Genomic DNA, 15,731 nt, shown 5'->3' on the forward strand with positions numbered 1-15,731 from the left:
TCTCACCACCAATTCAGGAGGAAGCCAAAATGGCTAAGGCCAAGTTCGAGCGGACCAAGCCGCACGTCAACATCGGCACCATCGGTCACGTCGACCACGGTAAGACCACGCTGACCGCTGCGATCTCGAAGGTCCTGCACGACCAGTACCCGGACCTCAACCCCTTCACGCCGTTCGAGGACATCGACAAGGCTCCCGAGGAGCGCGAGCGCGGTATCACGATCAACATCGCGCACATCGAGTACCAGACCGAGAAGCGCCACTACGCGCACGTCGACGCTCCGGGTCACGCCGACTACATCAAGAACATGATCACCGGTGCGGCCCAGATGGACGGCGCGATCCTCGTGGTCGCGGCGACCGACGGCCCGATGGCCCAGACGCGTGAGCACGTGCTGCTCGCCCGCCAGGTGGGCGTGCCCTACCTGCTCGTGGCCCTCAACAAGTCGGACATGGTCGACGACGAGGAGATCCTCGAGCTCGTCGAGGTCGAGGTGCGCGAGCTCCTCTCCTCGCAGGGCTTCGACGGCGACAACGCCCCGGTGATCCGTGTCTCGGCGCTCAAGGCGCTCGAGGGCGACGCCGAGTGGGTCAAGTCGGTCCAGGACCTCATGACCGCTGTCGACGAGAACGTTCCGGAGCCGGAGCGCGACATGGACAAGCCGTTCCTCATGCCGATCGAGGACGTCTTCACCATCACCGGTCGTGGCACCGTCGTCACCGGTAAGGTCGAGCGCGGCAAGCTCAAGATCAACTCGGAGGTCGAGATCCTCGGCATCCGCGAGCCGCAGAAGACCACCGTCACCGGTATCGAGATGTTCCACAAGCAGATGGACGAGGCGTGGGCCGGCGAGAACTGCGGTCTGCTGCTCCGTGGCACCAAGCGCGAGGACGTCGAGCGCGGCCAGGTCGTGGTCCAGCCCGGCACCACCACCCCGCACACCCAGTTCGAGGGCCGTTGCTACATCCTGGACAAGTCCGAGGGTGGCCGCCACAACCCGTTCTACTCGAACTACCGTCCGCAGTTCTACATCCGCACCACGGATGTGACCGGCGTCATCACGCTGCCCGAGGGCACCGAGATGGTCATGCCGGGTGACACCACCGAGATGTCGGTCGAGCTCATCCAGCCGATCGCCCTCGAGGAGGGTCAGGGCTTCGCGATCCGCGAGGGTGGCCGTACCGTCGGTTCCGGCACCGTCACCAAGATCATCAAGTAAGTACTTCGCTTACTGAGCGCGAGGGCCCCCGCCGCAAGGCGGGGGCCCTCGTCGCGTTCCCGGAAGGGGCCGGCTCCCGTTCTCCGGGCTGTTACCTTGGGCGCGTGGCAAGCGTCCTGACCCGAGCCGAGCGGCTCGCCCGATCCATCGCCGTGTGGGACCCGCACCGTGACACCGCCCACGCCTCGCTGCTGAGCGGCAGCGGCCGCTCGGGCACCACGTGGCTCATGGAGGCGTACTCGCGCGCAGGCCGCCTGCGGCCGATCTTCGAGCCGATCCGCCCCGACCTCGACGCGCGCTTCAGCGACCTCCGGCCGGGCCGGTTCGTGCCGGTGGACGCGCCGCGCCTGCCGGCGCAGGAGGCGGTCGAGGATGTCCTCACCGGACGTTCGCGCCACCCGTGGGCCGACCAGGAGGCGTCGCTCAACCCGTTCAAGCGCTACGAGGGGCGGCTCATCAAGGAGATCCGCTTCCCCATGTGGGCCGGCTGGGTCGCGCGCCGGCACCCGGACGTGCGCATCGTCCATGTGATCCGCCACCCGCTCGCGACGCTCAGCAGCCAGAGCGTGCTCGGCTGGACGCCGGACCGGCTCCACTACATGCTCGCCCAGCCCGAGCTGGTCGACGGGCTGCTCGGCGACCTCGCCCTGAGCGACCTGGCGCTGGATGACGATGCGACCGCGCTGGTCGCCCGATGGGCCGTGGAGAACCTCGCCGCGGCCCGCACCTACGGCGGCGACCGTACCGCGCTCGTCTCGTACGACGTGGCGGTCGAGGACAGGTCCGAGCTCGCGGATGGCGCCGCCTGGCTCGGCATCGCCGCCGAACGGTTGACCGATCTCGAGCGGCCGTCGAAGATGACGCACGCCAAGGGCAGCAACGCGCACGCGGGCAAGGACCCTCGCGCATGGATGAAGCGCATCAGCGCCGAGCAGCAGGCCGCCGCCGGCCGCGTGCTCGACGTCGTGGGCCTCGCGGATGCGTTCCCGTCGGACGGGACGGTCGACCGCGCGGCTCTTCAGCGCTGGTGGGACGCGGAGGGCCGCGGCTGAGCCGAGCGGCTCAGGTCCAGCCCTCGCCCAGGTCCCTCACGGCGATCGACAGCTCGAGGGCGACCTCGTCGGAGCGCCGCACGAGCACGTCCTGGGCCTCCAGGCCCGCCGTGAGACCGGGCGCCGCCGCCCCGGCGGCGGGGGCGGCGTCTGCCGCCGTCGGCCGCGCGTGAGCGATGACGCGGTCGCCGTCCTGCGAGACTGCGGTCAGCACGGGGCCCGAGTAGGCGCCGCCGGCGTCGTAGGCGCCGAGCCCGCCCACCACCATGGCGTGCTCCCACCGCCAGCGCAGGTCACGGGCGTACGAGCGAAGGCGAGGGTCCGTCACGGAGTCGGGGAAGCGGTCCGGGCGCGCGGGCCGCCACGGCTCGAGCCCTGAGCCGTGCAGCCGCCACCCGACCGCGGCGGCGGGCGCGAGGACGATGAGCGACGCGGCGGGGTGCACGAAGGCGAGCGCCGCGGCGGGGACCAGGACGGCCAGGCCGATGCCCACGGGCCTCGCCCACGCGCGCAGGCCGTCGCCGGGCTGGGCCGGGCCCGCATCGACCGCGGGGGACAGGACCGTCATGGGACTCCTCCAAGCCTGGACGCGCGGGCGCGTCCCGCATCGTCACCCTACCGCCGCGACCTGGGCGGCCCCGCGCATGACCTCGGCACTGGGCGAGAGGGCTGCCGAGGCCGTATCCTCGTGGGGACGAAGGGAGCCGGCCGCCGTGAGCGCGGTCGACGGCTCCCGGTGACCGTTGCGCTCCGTCTTGCACGGATGGGGTGTATCTGGCACAATATTCAGGTTGCCTATTGCGGGCAGCCACACCTTCACCCACGGCCCGACAGAAATGTCATGGCGCGCGTGCGTCGCAAGTGAGCGACACGCCCGAGCGCGGGGGTCGGGGAGATGACCGTAGTTGTACACGAGAGATAAGGCAGACCACGCCATGGCGGGACAGAAGATCCGCATTCGGCTGAAGAGCTACGACCACGAGGTCATCGACTCTTCGGCCCGCAAGATCGTCGAGACGGTCACGCGCGCCGGTGCGTCGGTGGTGGGCCCCGTGCCGCTGCCGACCGAGAAGAACGTGTTCTGTGTGATCCGTTCGCCCCACAAGTACAAGGACTCCCGCGAGCACTTCGAGATGCGCACGCACAAGCGCCTCATCGACATCGTGGACCCGACGCCCAAGGCTGTCGACTCGCTCATGCGTCTCGACCTGCCCGCGGACGTCAACATCGAGATCAAGCTCTAAGAGCTGCAAGAGAAGTAAGGACTTCCACCGACATGACTACGACTTCCAATGCCCAGCGCGCGGTCACCGCGCTGCTCGGTACGAAGCTGGGCATGACGCAGGTGTGGGACGCCGAGGGCCGTGTGGTGCCCGTCACGGTGATCCAGGTCGACACCAACGTCGTGTCCCAGGTGCGGGCCGTCGAGACCGACGGCTACGAGGCCGTCCAGCTCGCCTTCGGCGCCGTTGACCCGCGCCGCGTCACCAACCCCCTCAAGGGCCACTTCGAGGCCGCCGGCGTCACGCCGCGCCGCCACGTGGCCGAGGTCCGCACCGCCAACGCGTCCGAGTACGCCCTGGGCCAGGAGATCACCGCTGAGGTGTTCGAGGCCGGCCAGCTCGTCGACGTGACCGGCACCACCAAGGGCAAGGGCACCGCCGGTGTCATGAAGCGTCACGGCTTCTCCGGCGTGGGTGCCTCGCACGGTGCGCACCGCAACCACCGCAAGCCGGGCTCCATCGGTGGCGCCTCCACGCCCTCGCGCGTGTTCAAGGGCATCAAGATGGCCGGCCGCATGGGCAACGCCCGCAAGACCGTCCAGAACCTCCTCGTCCACTCGGTGGACGCCGAGAAGGGTCTCGTGCTCGTCAAGGGCGCGGTTCCCGGCAACAAGGGCGGCGTCGTTCTCATCCGCTCCGCTGTGAAGGGCGCGTGATCACCATGGCTACCGCTAAGACCGTCGAGCTTCCCGCCGACATCTTCGACGTCGACACCAACGTCCCGCTGATCCACCAGGTCGTGGTGGCGCAGCTCGCTGCCGCCCGCCAGGGCACGCATGCCACCAAGACCCGCGGCGACGTCCGCGGTGGTGGTCGCAAGCCCTACAAGCAGAAGGGCACCGGTCGCGCCCGCCAGGGCTCGACCCGCGCGCCGCAGTTCGCCGGTGGTGGCACCGTCCACGGCCCGCAGCCCCGCGACTACTCGCAGCGCACCCCCAAGAAGATGAAGGTCGCCGCGCTCCGTGGCGCCCTCTCCGACCGCGCCCGCGCCGGCCGCGTGCACGTCGTGGACTCGATCATCTCGGGTGACACGCCGTCGACCAAGGCCGCCATCGAGGCGCTCGCCGCGATCACCGCGGGCCGTTCGGCCCTCGTGGTCATCGAGCGCTCCGACGAGCAGACGATCCTCTCGCTGCGCAACGCGGCGAGCGTCCACCTCATCGCGGTCGACCAGCTCAACACCTACGACGTGCTCGTGAACGACGACACGGTCTTCACCAAGGGCGCGTTCGACGCGTTCGTCGCGGGCCCCGCGACCGGCAAGTCCGTGAAGGCCGTCGCGACGGCGTCCGAGGCGGAGGAGAAGTAATGACCACGCTGAACAAGGACCCGCGCGACATCATCGTCCGCCCGATCGTCTCCGAGAAGACGTACGGCCTCATGGACGAGGGCAAGTACACCTTCGAGGTGGACCCGCGCTCGAACAAGACCGAGATCAAGATCGCCATCGAGCAGATCTTCGGTGTCAAGGTCGCGTCCGTGAACACCATCAACCGCAAGGGCAAGACGCGTCGTACGCGTTTCGGCCTCGGCAAGCGCAAGGACGTCAAGCGCGCGATCGTCACCATTGCTGGCGATGCGGGCATCGACATCTTCAGCGGCCAGGCGAGCTGAGAAGGACAGGTAAGCACTCATGGCTATCCGTAAGTACAAGCCGACGACGCCGGGCCGCCGTGGCTCGTCCGTCGCCGACTTCGTCGAGGTCACCCGCTCGACGCCCGAGAAGTCGCTCGTCCGCCCCCTGCACAAGAAGGGCGGCCGCAACAACACCGGTCGCATCACCACCCGTCACCAGGGTGGCGGCCACAAGCGCGCCTACCGCGTGATCGACTTCCGTCGTCACGACAAGGACGGCGTGCCCGCGACCGTTGCGCACATCGAGTACGACCCCAACCGCACCGCCCGCATCGCGCTCCTGCACTACGCGGACGGCGAGAAGCGCTACATCATCGCCCCCGAGAAGCTCGGCCAGGGCGACCGCGTGGAGAACGGCGCCGGCGCCGACATCAAGCCCGGCAACAACCTCCCGCTGCGCAACATCCCCGTCGGTACGGTCATCCACGCGATCGAGCTCAAGCCCGGCGGCGGCGCCAAGATCGCCCGCTCGGCGGGTGCCTCGGTGCAGCTCGTCGCCAAGGACGGCCCGTACGCGCAGCTGCGCATGCCGTCCGGCGAGATCCGCAACGTCGATGCGCGCTGCCGCGCGACGATCGGCGAGGTCGGCAACGCCGAGCAGTCGAACATCAACTGGGGCAAGGCCGGCCGCATGCGTTGGAAGGGCAAGCGCCCGACCGTCCGTGGTGTCGTCATGAACCCGGTGGACCACCCGCACGGTGGTGGTGAGGGCAAGACGTCCGGTGGTCGCCACCCGGTCTCGCCCTGGGGCAAGCCCGAGGGCCGTACCCGCAAGCCCAACAAGGAAAGCGACAAGCTCATCGTGCGTCGCCGCAAGACTGGCAAGAACAAGCGATAAGGGAGCCTGGACATGCCTCGTAGCCTCAAGAAGGGCCCCTTCATCGACGACCACCTTCTCAAGAAGGTGGACGCCCAGAACGAAGCGGGCACCAAGAACGTCATCAAGACCTGGTCGCGTCGTTCGGTCATCACGCCGGACTTCCTGGGTCACACCTTTGCCGTGCACGACGGCCGCAAGCACGTCCCGGTGTTCGTCACCGAGTCGATGGTCGGCCACAAGCTTGGTGAGTTCGCTCCCACGCGCACGTTCAAGGGCCACGTCAAGGACGACCGCAAGGGCCGCCGCTAAGGCGCCTGAGCGAAGTAAGAGGAGTTAGAACATGGAAGCCAAGGCGCAGACGCGGTACATCCGCGTGACCGCCCAGAAGGCTCGCCGCGTCGTGAACCTGGTCCGTGGTCAGAACGCTGTGGAGGCCTCGGCCTCGCTGAAGTTCCAGCCGCAGGCCGTGGCCGTCGACGTGCGCAAGCTCATCGACTCGGCGATCGCCAACGCGCGAGTGAAGGCCGACAAGGCCGGCGAGCGCTTCGACGAGCGCGAGCTCGTCATCAAGGAGATCTTTGTGGACGAGGGTCCGACCATGAAGCGCATCCAGCCGCGCGCTCAGGGTCGTGCGAACCGCATCCTCAAGCGTTCCTGCCACATCACCGTCACCGTCGCGACCCCGGTCGCTGCCAAGTAAGGGGCCAAGTAATGGGACAGAAGGTCAACCCCCACGGCTACCGCCTGGGCATCACGACCGACCACCGTTCGCGCTGGTTCGCCGACTCGACCAAGAAGGGCGAGCGCTACCGCGACTACGTGGACGAGGACGTCAAGATCCGCAAGATGATGTCGGAGGGCCTCGAGCGCGCCGGTGTCTCGAAGGTGGAGATCGAGCGCACGCGTGAGCGTGTCCGCGTCGACCTGCACACCGCTCGTCCGGGCATCGTCATCGGCCGCCGCGGCGCCGAGGCCGACAAGCTTCGTGCGAACCTCGAGAAGCTGACCGGCAAGCAGGTCCAGCTGAACATCCTCGAGGTCAAGAACGCCGAGATCGACGCGCAGCTCGTCGCGCAGGGCATCGCGGAGCAGCTCGCTTCGCGCGTGGCCTTCCGCCGTGCGATGCGCAAGGGCATCCAGTCCGCGCTCCGCGCCGGTGCCAAGGGCATCCGTGTGCAGTGCTCGGGCCGCCTCGGTGGCGCCGAGATGTCGCGTTCGGAGTTCTACCGTGAGGGTCGCGTGCCGCTGCACACGCTCCGCGCGAACATCGACTACGGCTTCTTCGAGGCCCGCACCACCTTCGGCCAGATCGGCGTGAAGGTGTGGATCTACAAGGGTGACATGACGGAGAAGGAGTGGGCCGCCGAGCAGGCGAAGGCCCCCCGCCCGCAGCGTGGCCGTGGCGACCGCCGCGGTGGCGACCGCGGCCCGCGTCGTGACGCCGCCCCCCGTTCGGCCGAGGCCCCCGCGGCCGACGCCCCTGCTGCCGAGGCTCCCGCCGAGGCCGGTAAGGAGAGCTGAGAATGCTTATCCCCCGTCGTGTGAAGCACCGCAAGCAGCACCACCCGAAGCGTTCGGGCGCTGCGACCGGTGGCACCGCCATCGCCTTCGGTGACTTCGGCATCCAGGCTCTCGAGCCCGCCTACGTCACCAACCGCCAGATCGAGGCGGCCCGTATCGCGATGACCCGCCACATCAAGCGTGGCGGAAAGGTCTGGATCAACATCTACCCGGACCGCCCCCTGACCAAGAAGCCTGCCGAGGTCCGCATGGGCTCCGGTAAGGGCTCGCCCGAGTGGTGGGTCGCGAACGTCAAGCCCGGCCGGGTCATGTTCGAGCTCGCCGGCGTCCCGGAGGAGCTCGCTCGCGAGGCCATGCGCCGCGCGCAGCACAAGCTCCCCATGAAGACCCGCTTTGTGACCCGTGAGGGTGGTGACATCTAATGGCCATCGGTACCAAGGACCTCATGCCGTCCGAGCTGGACGCCATGGAGAACGAGCGCCTGGTCGAGGAGCTGAAGAAGGCCAAGGAGGAGCTGTTCAACCTGCGCTTCCAGTCGGCCACCGGTCAGCTCGAGAACCACGGCCGCCTCAAGGCCGTCAAGCGCGACATCGCGCGCATCTACACGATCCTGCGTGAGCGCGAGCTCGGTATCCGCACCGCGCCCTCCGCGAAGGCATAAGGAACAGATATGTCGACCAAGAAGCAGACGACTGCGACGTCGGAGCACCGGGCGTACCGCAAGACGCGCCGTGGCTACGTCACGTCGGACAAGATGGACAAGACCATCACCGTGGAGATCGAGGACCGCGTCAAGCACCCGCTCTACGGCAAGGTCATGCGCCGCACCAGCAAGATCAAGGCCCACGACGAGCTCAACACCGCCGGCATCGGCGACCTCGTCGTCGTGATGGAGACCCGTCCGCTTTCCGCTTCCAAGCGGTGGCGTCTGGTCGAGATCGTCGAGAAGGCCAAGTAACTACTAGTTCGACCAGGCTCGCTCGGTGTGAGCGAGAACCAGACGACAGGAGACAGACATGATTCAGCAGGAGTCGCGACTTCGCGTCGCCGACAACACGGGTGCGAAGGAAGTCCTCTGCATCCGCGTGCTCGGCGGCTCGCACCGTCGCTACGCCGGCATCGGCGACATCATCGTCGCCACCGTCAAGGACGCGATCCCCGGCGGCAACGTCAAGAAGGGCGACGTTGTCAAGGCGGTCGTCGTGCGCACCACCAAGGAGCGCCGCCGTCCCGACGGTTCGTACATCCGTTTCGATGAGAACGCTGCGGTGATCCTCAAGAACCTCGATGGTGACCCCCGTGGCACCCGCATCTTCGGCCCCGTGGGCCGCGAGCTGCGCGACAAGAAGTTCATGAAGATCATCTCGCTGGCACCGGAGGTCATCTGATGGCGAAGATCAAGAAGGACGACCTCGTCGTCGTCATCGCCGGCCGTGACCGCGGTCAGCAGGGCCGCGTGCTGTCGGTCGACCCCGAGCGCGAGCGCGTGGTCGTCGAGGGCATCCAGCGTGTCACCAAGCACATCAAGCCGGGTACCCGCCGCGACAACGCCGAGGGTGGCCTCGTGACCGTCGAGGCCGCGATCCACATCTCGAACGTGATGCTCGTGGACCCGGAGACCAAGAAGGGCACCCGTGTGGGCTACCGCACGGAAGAGGTCGAGCAGAACGGCCGTACGCGCACCAAGCGCGTGCGCGTCGCCAAGCGCTCGGGTAAGGACGTCTGATGGCTGACGTGACCACGCTGCCGCGTCTCAAGGAGAAGTACCGCAACGAGATCATCGCGCAGCTGCGCGAGGAGTTCGGGCACGAGAACATCAACCAGGTCGCCGGTCTCACCAAGATCGTCGTGAACATGGGTGTGGGCGACGCCGCGAAGGACTCGAAGCTCATCGAGGGTGCCATCGCGGACCTCACCGCCATCACCGGCCAGAAGCCGCAGGTGACCAAGGCCCGCAAGTCCATCGCGCAGTTCAAGCTGCGCGAGGGCCAGCCGATCGGTGCGCACGTCACGCTGCGCGGCGACCGCATGTGGGAGTTCCTCGACCGCCTGCTCTCGATCGCGCTTCCCCGTATCCGCGACTTCCGCGGCCTCAGCCCGAAGCAGTTCGACGGCAACGGCAACTACACCTTCGGTCTCACGGAGCAGTCGATGTTCCACGAGATCAACCAGGACAAGATCGACCGCGTCCGCGGTATGGACATCACGGTCGTGACCTCCGCCACCACCGACGACGAGGGCCGCTCGCTGCTCAAGCAGCTGGGCTTCCCCTTCAAGGAGAAGTAGGCCATGGCCAAGACTGCGCTCAAGAACAAGGCCGCCGGCAAGCAGAAGTTCGCCGTCCGCGCCTACACCCGGTGCCAGAAGTGCGGTCGTCCGCACTCGGTGTACCGCAAGTTCGGCCTCTGCCGCGTGTGCTTCCGCGAGATGGCTCACCGTGGTGAGCTTCCCGGCATCACCAAGAGCAGCTGGTAAACCACTACGCCACAGGTCCCCTGCGGGGAAACCACGGCGAGGAAGAGTTCAAGACTCATGACGATGACTGACCCCATCGCAGACATGCTGACGCGTCTGCGCAACGCGAACGCGGCGTACCACGAGACCGTGTCGATGCCGCACTCCAAGCTCAAGGCGAACATCGCCTCGATCCTGGAGGCCGAGGGCTACATCTCCAGCTCCGCCGTGGCGGACGCCGAGGTGGGCAAGACCCTCACCCTCACGCTGAAGTACGGCCCGAACCGCGAGCGCTCGCTCGCCGGTGTGCGCCGTGTGTCGAAGCCCGGCCTCCGCGTCTACGCGAAGTCCACGAACCTGCCCAAGGTTCTCGGCGGCCTCGGCGTGGCCATCCTGTCCACCTCCTCGGGTCTGCTGACCGACCGCGAGGCCGAGAAGAAGGGCGTCGGCGGCGAGGTCGTCGCGTTCGTCTGGTAACCGGAAAGGAGAACAAGAGCAATGTCCCGCATTGGCAAGATCCCCGTTCCGGTTCCCTCCGGAGTGGACATCACCATCGAAGGCGCCGACGTCACCGTGAAGGGCCCCAAGGGCACCCTCACGCACACCGTCGCCGCTCCCATCACCGTCGAGAAGGGCGATGAGGGCCTCGAGGTCAAGCGCCCGAACGACGAGCGTCTGTCGAAGTCGCTCCACGGCCTGACCCGCACCCTGATCGCGAACATGGTCACCGGTGTCACCTCGGGCTACGAGAAGAAGCTTGAGATCGTCGGCACGGGTTACCGCGTCGCGCTCAAGGGCTCGGACCTCGAGTTCGCGCTCGGCTTCTCGCACCCGGTCGTCGTGACCCCGCCGGAGGGCATCACCTTCACGGTCGAGGGCCCCACCAAGTTCACCGTTGCCGGCATCAGCAAGCAGCAGGTGGGCGAGGTTGCGGCGAACATCCGCAAGATTCGCAAGCCCGAGCCGTACAAGGGCAAGGGCGTCCGCTACGCCGGCGAGCAGGTTCGCCGCAAGGCAGGAAAGACGGGTAAGTAAGACATGGGTATCGCAATCAAGGGCAAGGGCAAGGCGATCCAGCGCAAGCGTCGCCACTTCCGCCTGCGCAAGAAGATCTCCGGCACCGCTGCTCGTCCCCGCCTCGTGGTCACCCGCTCGACCCGTCACATGGTCGCGCAGATCGTCGACGACACCGTCGGCAAGACCCTCGCGTCGGCGTCGACCCTCGAGGCCGACATCCGCGCGCTGGACGGCGACAAGACGGCCAAGGCGTCGAAGGTCGGCCAGCTGGTCGCCGAGCGTGCCAAGGCCGCCGGCATCGAGGCCGTCGTGTTCGACCGTGGCGGCAACAAGTACCACGGTCGCGTGGCGGCTGTGGCTGACGGCGCCCGAGAGGCGGGCCTCGCCCTCTAGGGCGCGGCCAGGAGTGAGGAAGACTTATGGCTGACAACAACAGCGGCCGTCGCGGCGGGAACCGTCGCGACAACGAGCCCGAGAACAAGTTCGTCGAGCGCGTCGTCACCATCAACCGAGTCGCCAAGGTCGTGAAGGGCGGTCGTCGCTTCAGCTTCACCGCGCTCGTGATCGTCGGCGACGGCGAGGGCAACGTCGGCATCGGCTACGGCAAGGCGAAGGAGGTGCCGGCCGCGATCTCGAAGGGTGTCGAGGAGGCCAAGCGCAACTTCTTCCGCGTCCCGCGCATCCAGGGCACCATCCCGCACGCCGTGCAGGGTGAGGCCGCCGCGGGCGTCGTGTTCCTGCGTCCCGCGTCGCCGGGTACCGGTGTGATCGCCGGTGGTCCGGTGCGCGCGGTGCTCGAGTGCGCCGGCATCCACGACGTGCTGAGCAAGTCGCTCGGCTCGTCCAACGCGATCAACATCGTGCACGCGACCGTCGACGCCCTCAAGCGCCTCGAGCGCCCCGAGGCCGTCGCGGCCCGTCGCGGCAAGGCCGTGGAGGACGTGGCCCCGGCCGCGATGCTCCGCGCGCAGGCAGCGGGGGTGAAGTAGTCATGGCACGACTCAAGGTCGTTCAGAAGAAGTCGGCGATCGGCACCAAGCCGCAGCACCGCGAGACCCTGCGGTCGCTCGGCCTCAAGCGCATCGGCGACATCGTCGTGAAGGAGGACCGTCCCGAGATCCGCGGGATGGTCAAGGCGGTCGACCACCTGGTCACCGTGGAGGAGGTTGACTGATGGCTGAGGCCAAGAAGCCGACGGACGAGTCCGTCGAGGAGAAGCCCGCCAAGAAGCCGGCCGCCAAGAAGGCTCCGGCCAAGGCTGCCACCGCTGCTGCGGAGAAGCCGGCCGCCAAGAAGCCGGCCGCGAAGAAGCCTGCTGCGAAGAAGGCCGACGCCGCGACCGACGAGGCCAAGCCCGCCGCCAAGAAGCCGGCCGCCAAGAAGGCCGCGCCGAAGGCGGAGGAGCCCGCGGAGAAGGTGAACACCCTCAAGGTGCACCACCTGCGTCCCGCCCCGGGTTCGCACACCAAGAAGACCCGCGTGGGTCGTGGTGAGGCGTCCAAGGGTAAGACCGCCGGTCGCGGTACCAAGGGCACCGGTGCCCGCTACCAGGTTCCGGAGCGCTTCGAGGGTGGTCAGACGCCCATCCACATGCGCATCCCGAAGCTGCGTGGCTTCAAGAGCCCGTTCAAGGTCTACTACCAGGTCGTCAACGTGGGCCAGCTCTCCGAGCTGTTCCCCAAGGGCGGCGAGGTGACCAAGGCGGACCTGGTCGAGAAGGGTGCGGTCCGCCGCAACCAGCCGGTCAAGGTCCTCGGCGATGGCGAGATCTCCGTCAAGGTGACGCTCGTCGACGCCGACAAGGTCTCGCAGTCCGCGAAGACCAAGATCGAGGCCGCTGGCGGCTCGGTCAACGAGGGCTAGAAGTGATCGCACCGGGCCCGTCCAGGAGGACGGGCCCGGTCGCGTATCCTCGTCCTGACGAAAAATCCATGGAGGATCAATGCTGAGTGGCTTCATGAGTGCGTTCCGCACCCCCGACCTTCGGAGGAAGCTCCTCTTCACCATCGGGATCATCGCGATCTACCGACTCGGTGTCGCCATCCCGACCCCCGGCGTGAGCTACGAGGCGGTCGAGGCCTGCCTGAGCGAGAGCTCCGCCACCGGTGCGTTCGCCATCCTCAACCTGTTCTCGGGCGGCGCCCTGCTGCAGCTCTCGATCTTCGCGCTCGGCATCATGCCGTACATCACCGCGTCGATCATGGTCCAGCTGCTGCGCGTGCTGATCCCGCGCTTCGAGACGCTCCACAAGGAGGGCTCGGAGGGCCAGGCCAAGCTGACGCAGTACACGCGCTACATCACCGTGGGCTTCGCCGCCATCCAGTCGGCGTCCTACATCACGATGGCGCGCAACGGGCTGTTCTTCCCCAACTGCTCGCAGAGCGTGATCCCCAACGACTCGTGGAACGTCATCCTCACGATGATCCTCACGATGACCGCGGGCACCGTCTTCATCATGTGGCTCGGTGAGCGCATCACGGAGCGCGGTGTCGGCAACGGCATGTCGCTGCTGATCTTCACCTCGGTGGCCGCGGGCTTCCCGAGCATGGTGTCGTCGATCTGGAACTCGACCAACGGCGCGCGCAACACCTTCCTGGTCGCGCTCGCGCTCCTCGCGGTCATCGCGGCGGTCGTGTTCGTCGAGCAGTCGCAGCGCCGCATCCCCGTGCAGTACGCGAAGCGGATGGTGGGTCGCAAGATGCTGGGTGGCTCGTCCACCTATATCCCGCTGAAGATCAACATGGCGGGCATCATCCCCGTCATCTTCGCGTCGTCGCTGCTGACGCTGCCGCAGGTGATCATCCAGTTCCAGGGCGACGACCCGGCCGACTGGGTCGTGTGGATGAACAACCACGTCGCGAACAACAGCGCCCCGCTGCACATCGCGCTCTACATCCTGCTCATCGTCTTCTTCGCCTACTTCTACACCGCGATCACGTTCAACCCGGTCGAGGTGGCGGACAACATGAAGAAGTACGGCGGCTTCATCCCGGGCATCCGACCGGGCACCCCGACCGCGGAGTTCCTCGACTACGTGCTCTCGCGCATCACCGCGGCCGGCTCCATCTACCTCGCGATCGTGGCGCTCGTGCCCACGGTCATGTTCGCGGCGCTCGGGCTCGGGACATCGATCCCGTTCGGCGGCACGTCGATCCTGATCCTCGTGGGTGTGGGTCTCGACACCGTCAAGCGGATCCAGTCCCAGCTCGAGCAGCACCACTACGAAGGGTTCCTCCGGTAATGCGCGCAGTTCTTCTTGGTCCTCCCGGCGCAGGCAAGGGCACGCAGGCCGCCCGCCTCACGGAGCGCTTCGGCGTGCCCGCGATCTCGACGGGCGACATCTTCCGCGCCAACGTCAAGGGCGGCACGGAGCTGGGCCGCAAGGCGCAGGAGTACATGAACGCCGGCCAGCTGGTCCCCGACGAGGTCACGAACGCCATGGTGCGGGCGCGCCTCGCCGAGGACGATGCGGCGCAGGGCTTCCTGCTCGACGGTTACCCGCGCAACCCCGAGCAGGCGGTCGAGCTCGACTCGATGCTCGCGGACCTCGGCGTGGAGCTCGACGTGGCGATCGAGATCACGGCGGACTTCGACGTGGTCACCGACCGTCTGCTCAAGCGTGCCGAGATCGAGGGCCGTGCGGACGACACCGAGCCGGTCATCCGCAAGCGCCTCGAGGTCTACACCGCCTCGACCGCGCCGCTGACCGCGTTCTACGCGGGCAAGGGCCTGCTGGTGCAGGTCGACGGTCTCGGCGAGATCGACGAGGTCACCGAGCGCCTCGTCGCGGCCGTCGCGCGCTGATCCGGTCATGGCCCGCATCGAGCTGAAGACCCGCGCGCAGATGCGGGTGATGGCCCAGGCGGGCGTGATCGTCGAGCGTGCGCTCGCCGCGGCGAAGGCCGCGTGCGTGCCGGGCGCCACCACGTCCGCGGCCGATGCCGAGGCCGCGCGCGTCATCGCGGAGGCGGGCGCGACGTCGAACTTCCTCGGGTACCACGGGTTCCCCGCGACCATCTGCATCTCGGTCAACGAGGAGGTGGTCCACGGGATCCCGGGCGACCGCGTCCTCGTCCCCGGCGACGTCGTCTCGATCGACTGCGGCGCCGTGGTCGACCGCTGGCACGGCGACAGCGCGATCAGCTTCATCGTGGGCGAGCCCGCGAGCCAGGCCGATGCGACGCTCGTCACCGTGACGGAGCGGTCGCTGTGGGCGGGCATCGCGGCGCTCGCCGGCGCGAGCCGCATCGGCGAGGTCGGCGCGGCTGTCGAGGACGTGGCCGAGGCCGCGGGGCTTCACCCCCTCGACGGGTACGTGGGTCATGGCATCGGAACCGCGATGCACATGGAGCCGGACGTGCCGAACTACCGCACGCGCGGGCGCAGCCCCCGCGTGCAGCACGGGATGTGCCTCGCGATCGAGCCCATGCTGGTGATCGGGACCTCGGAGTCCGCGGTGCTGTCCGACGAGTGGACGGTCGTGTCGCTCGACGGGTCGCGTGCCGCCCATTGGGAGCACTCGGTCGCGGTGCACGAGGACGGCATCTGGGTCCTGACCGCCTCGGACGGCGGCGCCTCGCGCCTCGTGCCGCTCGGCGTCACCCCCGTCGCCCCGTAGCGGCCGCGCGCGGACGCCCACCCGCTGGACTGGGCAGGCGCATCGTCCCTGGTGACAGAGCTGAAGGCAGTTCACACGGCCTTTACATGCGCGCCACGCAGGTGCAAAGAC

At 67.9% G+C, this 15,731-nt stretch carries 26 protein-coding genes and 1 pseudogene; 26 read left to right on the forward strand and 1 reads right to left on the reverse strand.

Going from position 1 to position 15,731, the window contains the following annotated elements; translation table 11 throughout:
• Positions 1–29: 29 nt before the first annotated feature.
• Together tuf and AOM06_RS04385 are read left to right on the forward strand one after the other, a co-directional pair.
• Positions 30–1,220: an elongation factor Tu gene (gene tuf, locus AOM06_RS04380; protein WP_062303275.1), complete on the forward strand. Its 1,191-nt coding sequence runs from the start codon at positions 30–32 to the stop codon at positions 1,218–1,220.
• A 104-nt stretch (positions 1,221–1,324) separates the two neighbouring features.
• Entirely contained in the window at positions 1,325–2,272 is a 948-nt protein-coding gene (locus AOM06_RS04385; RefSeq protein ID WP_156163581.1) for a hypothetical protein, read from the forward strand.
• Between the two features lie 10 nt (positions 2,273–2,282).
• Here the strand turns inward: AOM06_RS04385 and AOM06_RS04390 are convergent, their stop codons facing one another.
• On the reverse strand, positions 2,283–2,840 hold the full coding sequence (locus AOM06_RS04390) for a hypothetical protein (protein ID WP_062303281.1): 558 nt from the start codon (positions 2,838–2,840) through the stop codon (positions 2,283–2,285).
• A gap of 367 nt (positions 2,841–3,207) precedes the next feature.
• Here AOM06_RS04390 and rpsJ point away from each other — a divergent pair, with 367 nt between their 5' ends.
• The 24 genes and pseudogenes from rpsJ to map all read left to right on the forward strand — a co-directional run bounded on the left by rpsJ (position 3,208) and on the right by map (position 15,620).
• Entirely contained in the window at positions 3,208–3,516 is a 309-nt protein-coding gene (gene rpsJ, locus AOM06_RS04395; protein WP_042213186.1) for a 30S ribosomal protein S10, read from the forward strand.
• Positions 3,517–3,548: 32 nt separating this feature from the next.
• Complete coding sequence (gene rplC / locus AOM06_RS04400; RefSeq protein ID WP_062303285.1) at positions 3,549–4,211, forward strand: 50S ribosomal protein L3; 663 nt, start codon at positions 3,549–3,551, stop codon at positions 4,209–4,211.
• 5 nt (positions 4,212–4,216) lie between these two features.
• Positions 4,217–4,864, forward strand: coding sequence for a 50S ribosomal protein L4 (gene rplD, locus AOM06_RS04405; RefSeq protein WP_062303479.1), 648 nt, complete (start codon positions 4,217–4,219; stop codon positions 4,862–4,864).
• Positions 4,864–5,169, forward strand: coding sequence for a 50S ribosomal protein L23 (gene rplW / locus AOM06_RS04410; RefSeq protein ID WP_062303287.1), 306 nt, complete (start codon positions 4,864–4,866; stop codon positions 5,167–5,169). The genes rplD and rplW overlap by 1 nt, the downstream gene beginning before the upstream one ends.
• Positions 5,170–5,188: 19 nt before the next feature.
• Positions 5,189–6,028 carry a 50S ribosomal protein L2 gene (gene rplB / locus AOM06_RS04415; RefSeq protein ID WP_062303289.1) on the forward strand — a complete coding sequence of 280 codons (840 nt, stop codon included), beginning with the start codon at positions 5,189–5,191 and terminating at the stop codon, positions 6,026–6,028.
• Positions 6,029–6,040: 12 nt separating this feature from the next.
• Positions 6,041–6,319: a 30S ribosomal protein S19 gene (gene rpsS, locus AOM06_RS04420; protein WP_042213173.1), complete on the forward strand. Its 279-nt coding sequence runs from the start codon at positions 6,041–6,043 to the stop codon at positions 6,317–6,319.
• Between the two features lie 31 nt (positions 6,320–6,350).
• Positions 6,351–6,710, forward strand: coding sequence for a 50S ribosomal protein L22 (gene rplV / locus AOM06_RS04425; RefSeq protein WP_062303292.1), 360 nt, complete (start codon positions 6,351–6,353; stop codon positions 6,708–6,710).
• Positions 6,711–6,721: 11 nt separating this feature from the next.
• On the forward strand, positions 6,722–7,531 hold the full coding sequence (gene rpsC, locus AOM06_RS04430) for a 30S ribosomal protein S3 (protein WP_062303295.1): 810 nt from the start codon (positions 6,722–6,724) through the stop codon (positions 7,529–7,531).
• A gap of 2 nt (positions 7,532–7,533) precedes the next feature.
• The gene (gene rplP, locus AOM06_RS04435; protein WP_062303297.1) at positions 7,534–7,953 is read left to right on the forward strand and encodes a 50S ribosomal protein L16; all 420 of its coding nucleotides are present in this window, start codon (positions 7,534–7,536) and stop codon (positions 7,951–7,953) included.
• A pseudogene (gene rpmC, locus AOM06_RS04440) lies at positions 7,953–8,183 on the forward strand (50S ribosomal protein L29); the annotation flags it as partial. The gene rplP and the pseudogene rpmC, both read left to right, overlap by 1 nt.
• Positions 8,184–8,201: 18 nt before the next feature.
• Positions 8,202–8,489, forward strand: a complete 288-nt coding sequence (gene rpsQ, locus AOM06_RS04445; RefSeq protein WP_062303299.1) for a 30S ribosomal protein S17 — start codon at positions 8,202–8,204, stop codon at positions 8,487–8,489.
• A gap of 58 nt (positions 8,490–8,547) precedes the next feature.
• Positions 8,548–8,919 (forward strand): 50S ribosomal protein L14, encoded by a 372-nt coding sequence (gene rplN / locus AOM06_RS04450; protein WP_062293953.1) that lies wholly within the window; start codon positions 8,548–8,550, stop codon positions 8,917–8,919.
• Complete coding sequence (gene rplX / locus AOM06_RS04455) at positions 8,919–9,257, forward strand: 50S ribosomal protein L24 (RefSeq protein WP_062303301.1); 339 nt, start codon at positions 8,919–8,921, stop codon at positions 9,255–9,257. The genes rplN and rplX overlap by 1 nt, the downstream gene beginning before the upstream one ends.
• The gene (gene rplE / locus AOM06_RS04460; protein ID WP_062303303.1) at positions 9,257–9,817 is read left to right on the forward strand and encodes a 50S ribosomal protein L5; all 561 of its coding nucleotides are present in this window, start codon (positions 9,257–9,259) and stop codon (positions 9,815–9,817) included. The genes rplX and rplE overlap by 1 nt, the downstream gene beginning before the upstream one ends.
• Before the next feature lie 3 nt (positions 9,818–9,820).
• On the forward strand, positions 9,821–10,006 hold the full coding sequence (locus tag AOM06_RS04465) for a type Z 30S ribosomal protein S14 (RefSeq protein ID WP_042213145.1): 186 nt from the start codon (positions 9,821–9,823) through the stop codon (positions 10,004–10,006).
• Positions 10,007–10,063: 57 nt separating this feature from the next.
• Positions 10,064–10,462 (forward strand): 30S ribosomal protein S8, encoded by a 399-nt coding sequence (gene rpsH / locus AOM06_RS04470; RefSeq protein WP_062303305.1) that lies wholly within the window; start codon positions 10,064–10,066, stop codon positions 10,460–10,462.
• Between the two features lie 21 nt (positions 10,463–10,483).
• Complete coding sequence (gene rplF, locus AOM06_RS04475; protein WP_062303307.1) at positions 10,484–11,020, forward strand: 50S ribosomal protein L6; 537 nt, start codon at positions 10,484–10,486, stop codon at positions 11,018–11,020.
• A gap of 3 nt (positions 11,021–11,023) precedes the next feature.
• A complete protein-coding gene (rplR, locus tag AOM06_RS04480; RefSeq protein ID WP_062303308.1) occupies positions 11,024–11,395 on the forward strand; it encodes a 50S ribosomal protein L18 in 372 nt (123 codons plus the stop codon).
• 26 nt (positions 11,396–11,421) lie between these two features.
• Positions 11,422–11,991: a 30S ribosomal protein S5 gene (gene rpsE, locus AOM06_RS04485; protein WP_062303312.1), complete on the forward strand. Its 570-nt coding sequence runs from the start codon at positions 11,422–11,424 to the stop codon at positions 11,989–11,991.
• Positions 11,992–11,993: 2 nt separating this feature from the next.
• A complete protein-coding gene (gene rpmD / locus AOM06_RS04490; RefSeq protein ID WP_062293932.1) occupies positions 11,994–12,176 on the forward strand; it encodes a 50S ribosomal protein L30 in 183 nt (60 codons plus the stop codon).
• A complete protein-coding gene (gene rplO / locus AOM06_RS14350) occupies positions 12,176–12,865 on the forward strand; it encodes a 50S ribosomal protein L15 (RefSeq protein ID WP_082105308.1) in 690 nt (229 codons plus the stop codon). Before rpmD ends, rplO begins: the two co-directional genes overlap by 1 nt.
• 79 nt (positions 12,866–12,944) lie before the next feature.
• On the forward strand, positions 12,945–14,243 hold the full coding sequence (secY, locus tag AOM06_RS04500; RefSeq protein ID WP_062303315.1) for a preprotein translocase subunit SecY: 1,299 nt from the start codon (positions 12,945–12,947) through the stop codon (positions 14,241–14,243).
• Positions 14,243–14,806: an adenylate kinase gene (locus tag AOM06_RS04505; RefSeq protein WP_062303317.1), complete on the forward strand. Its 564-nt coding sequence runs from the start codon at positions 14,243–14,245 to the stop codon at positions 14,804–14,806. Before secY ends, AOM06_RS04505 begins: the two co-directional genes overlap by 1 nt.
• 7 nt (positions 14,807–14,813) lie before the next feature.
• Complete coding sequence (gene map, locus AOM06_RS04510; protein WP_062303320.1) at positions 14,814–15,620, forward strand: type I methionyl aminopeptidase; 807 nt, start codon at positions 14,814–14,816, stop codon at positions 15,618–15,620.
• Positions 15,621–15,731: the final 111 nt, after the last annotated feature.

This window comes from Demequina subtropica, from assembly GCF_000971235.1.
Taxonomy (GTDB): Bacteria; Actinomycetota; Actinomycetes; order Actinomycetales; family Demequinaceae; genus Demequina; species Demequina subtropica.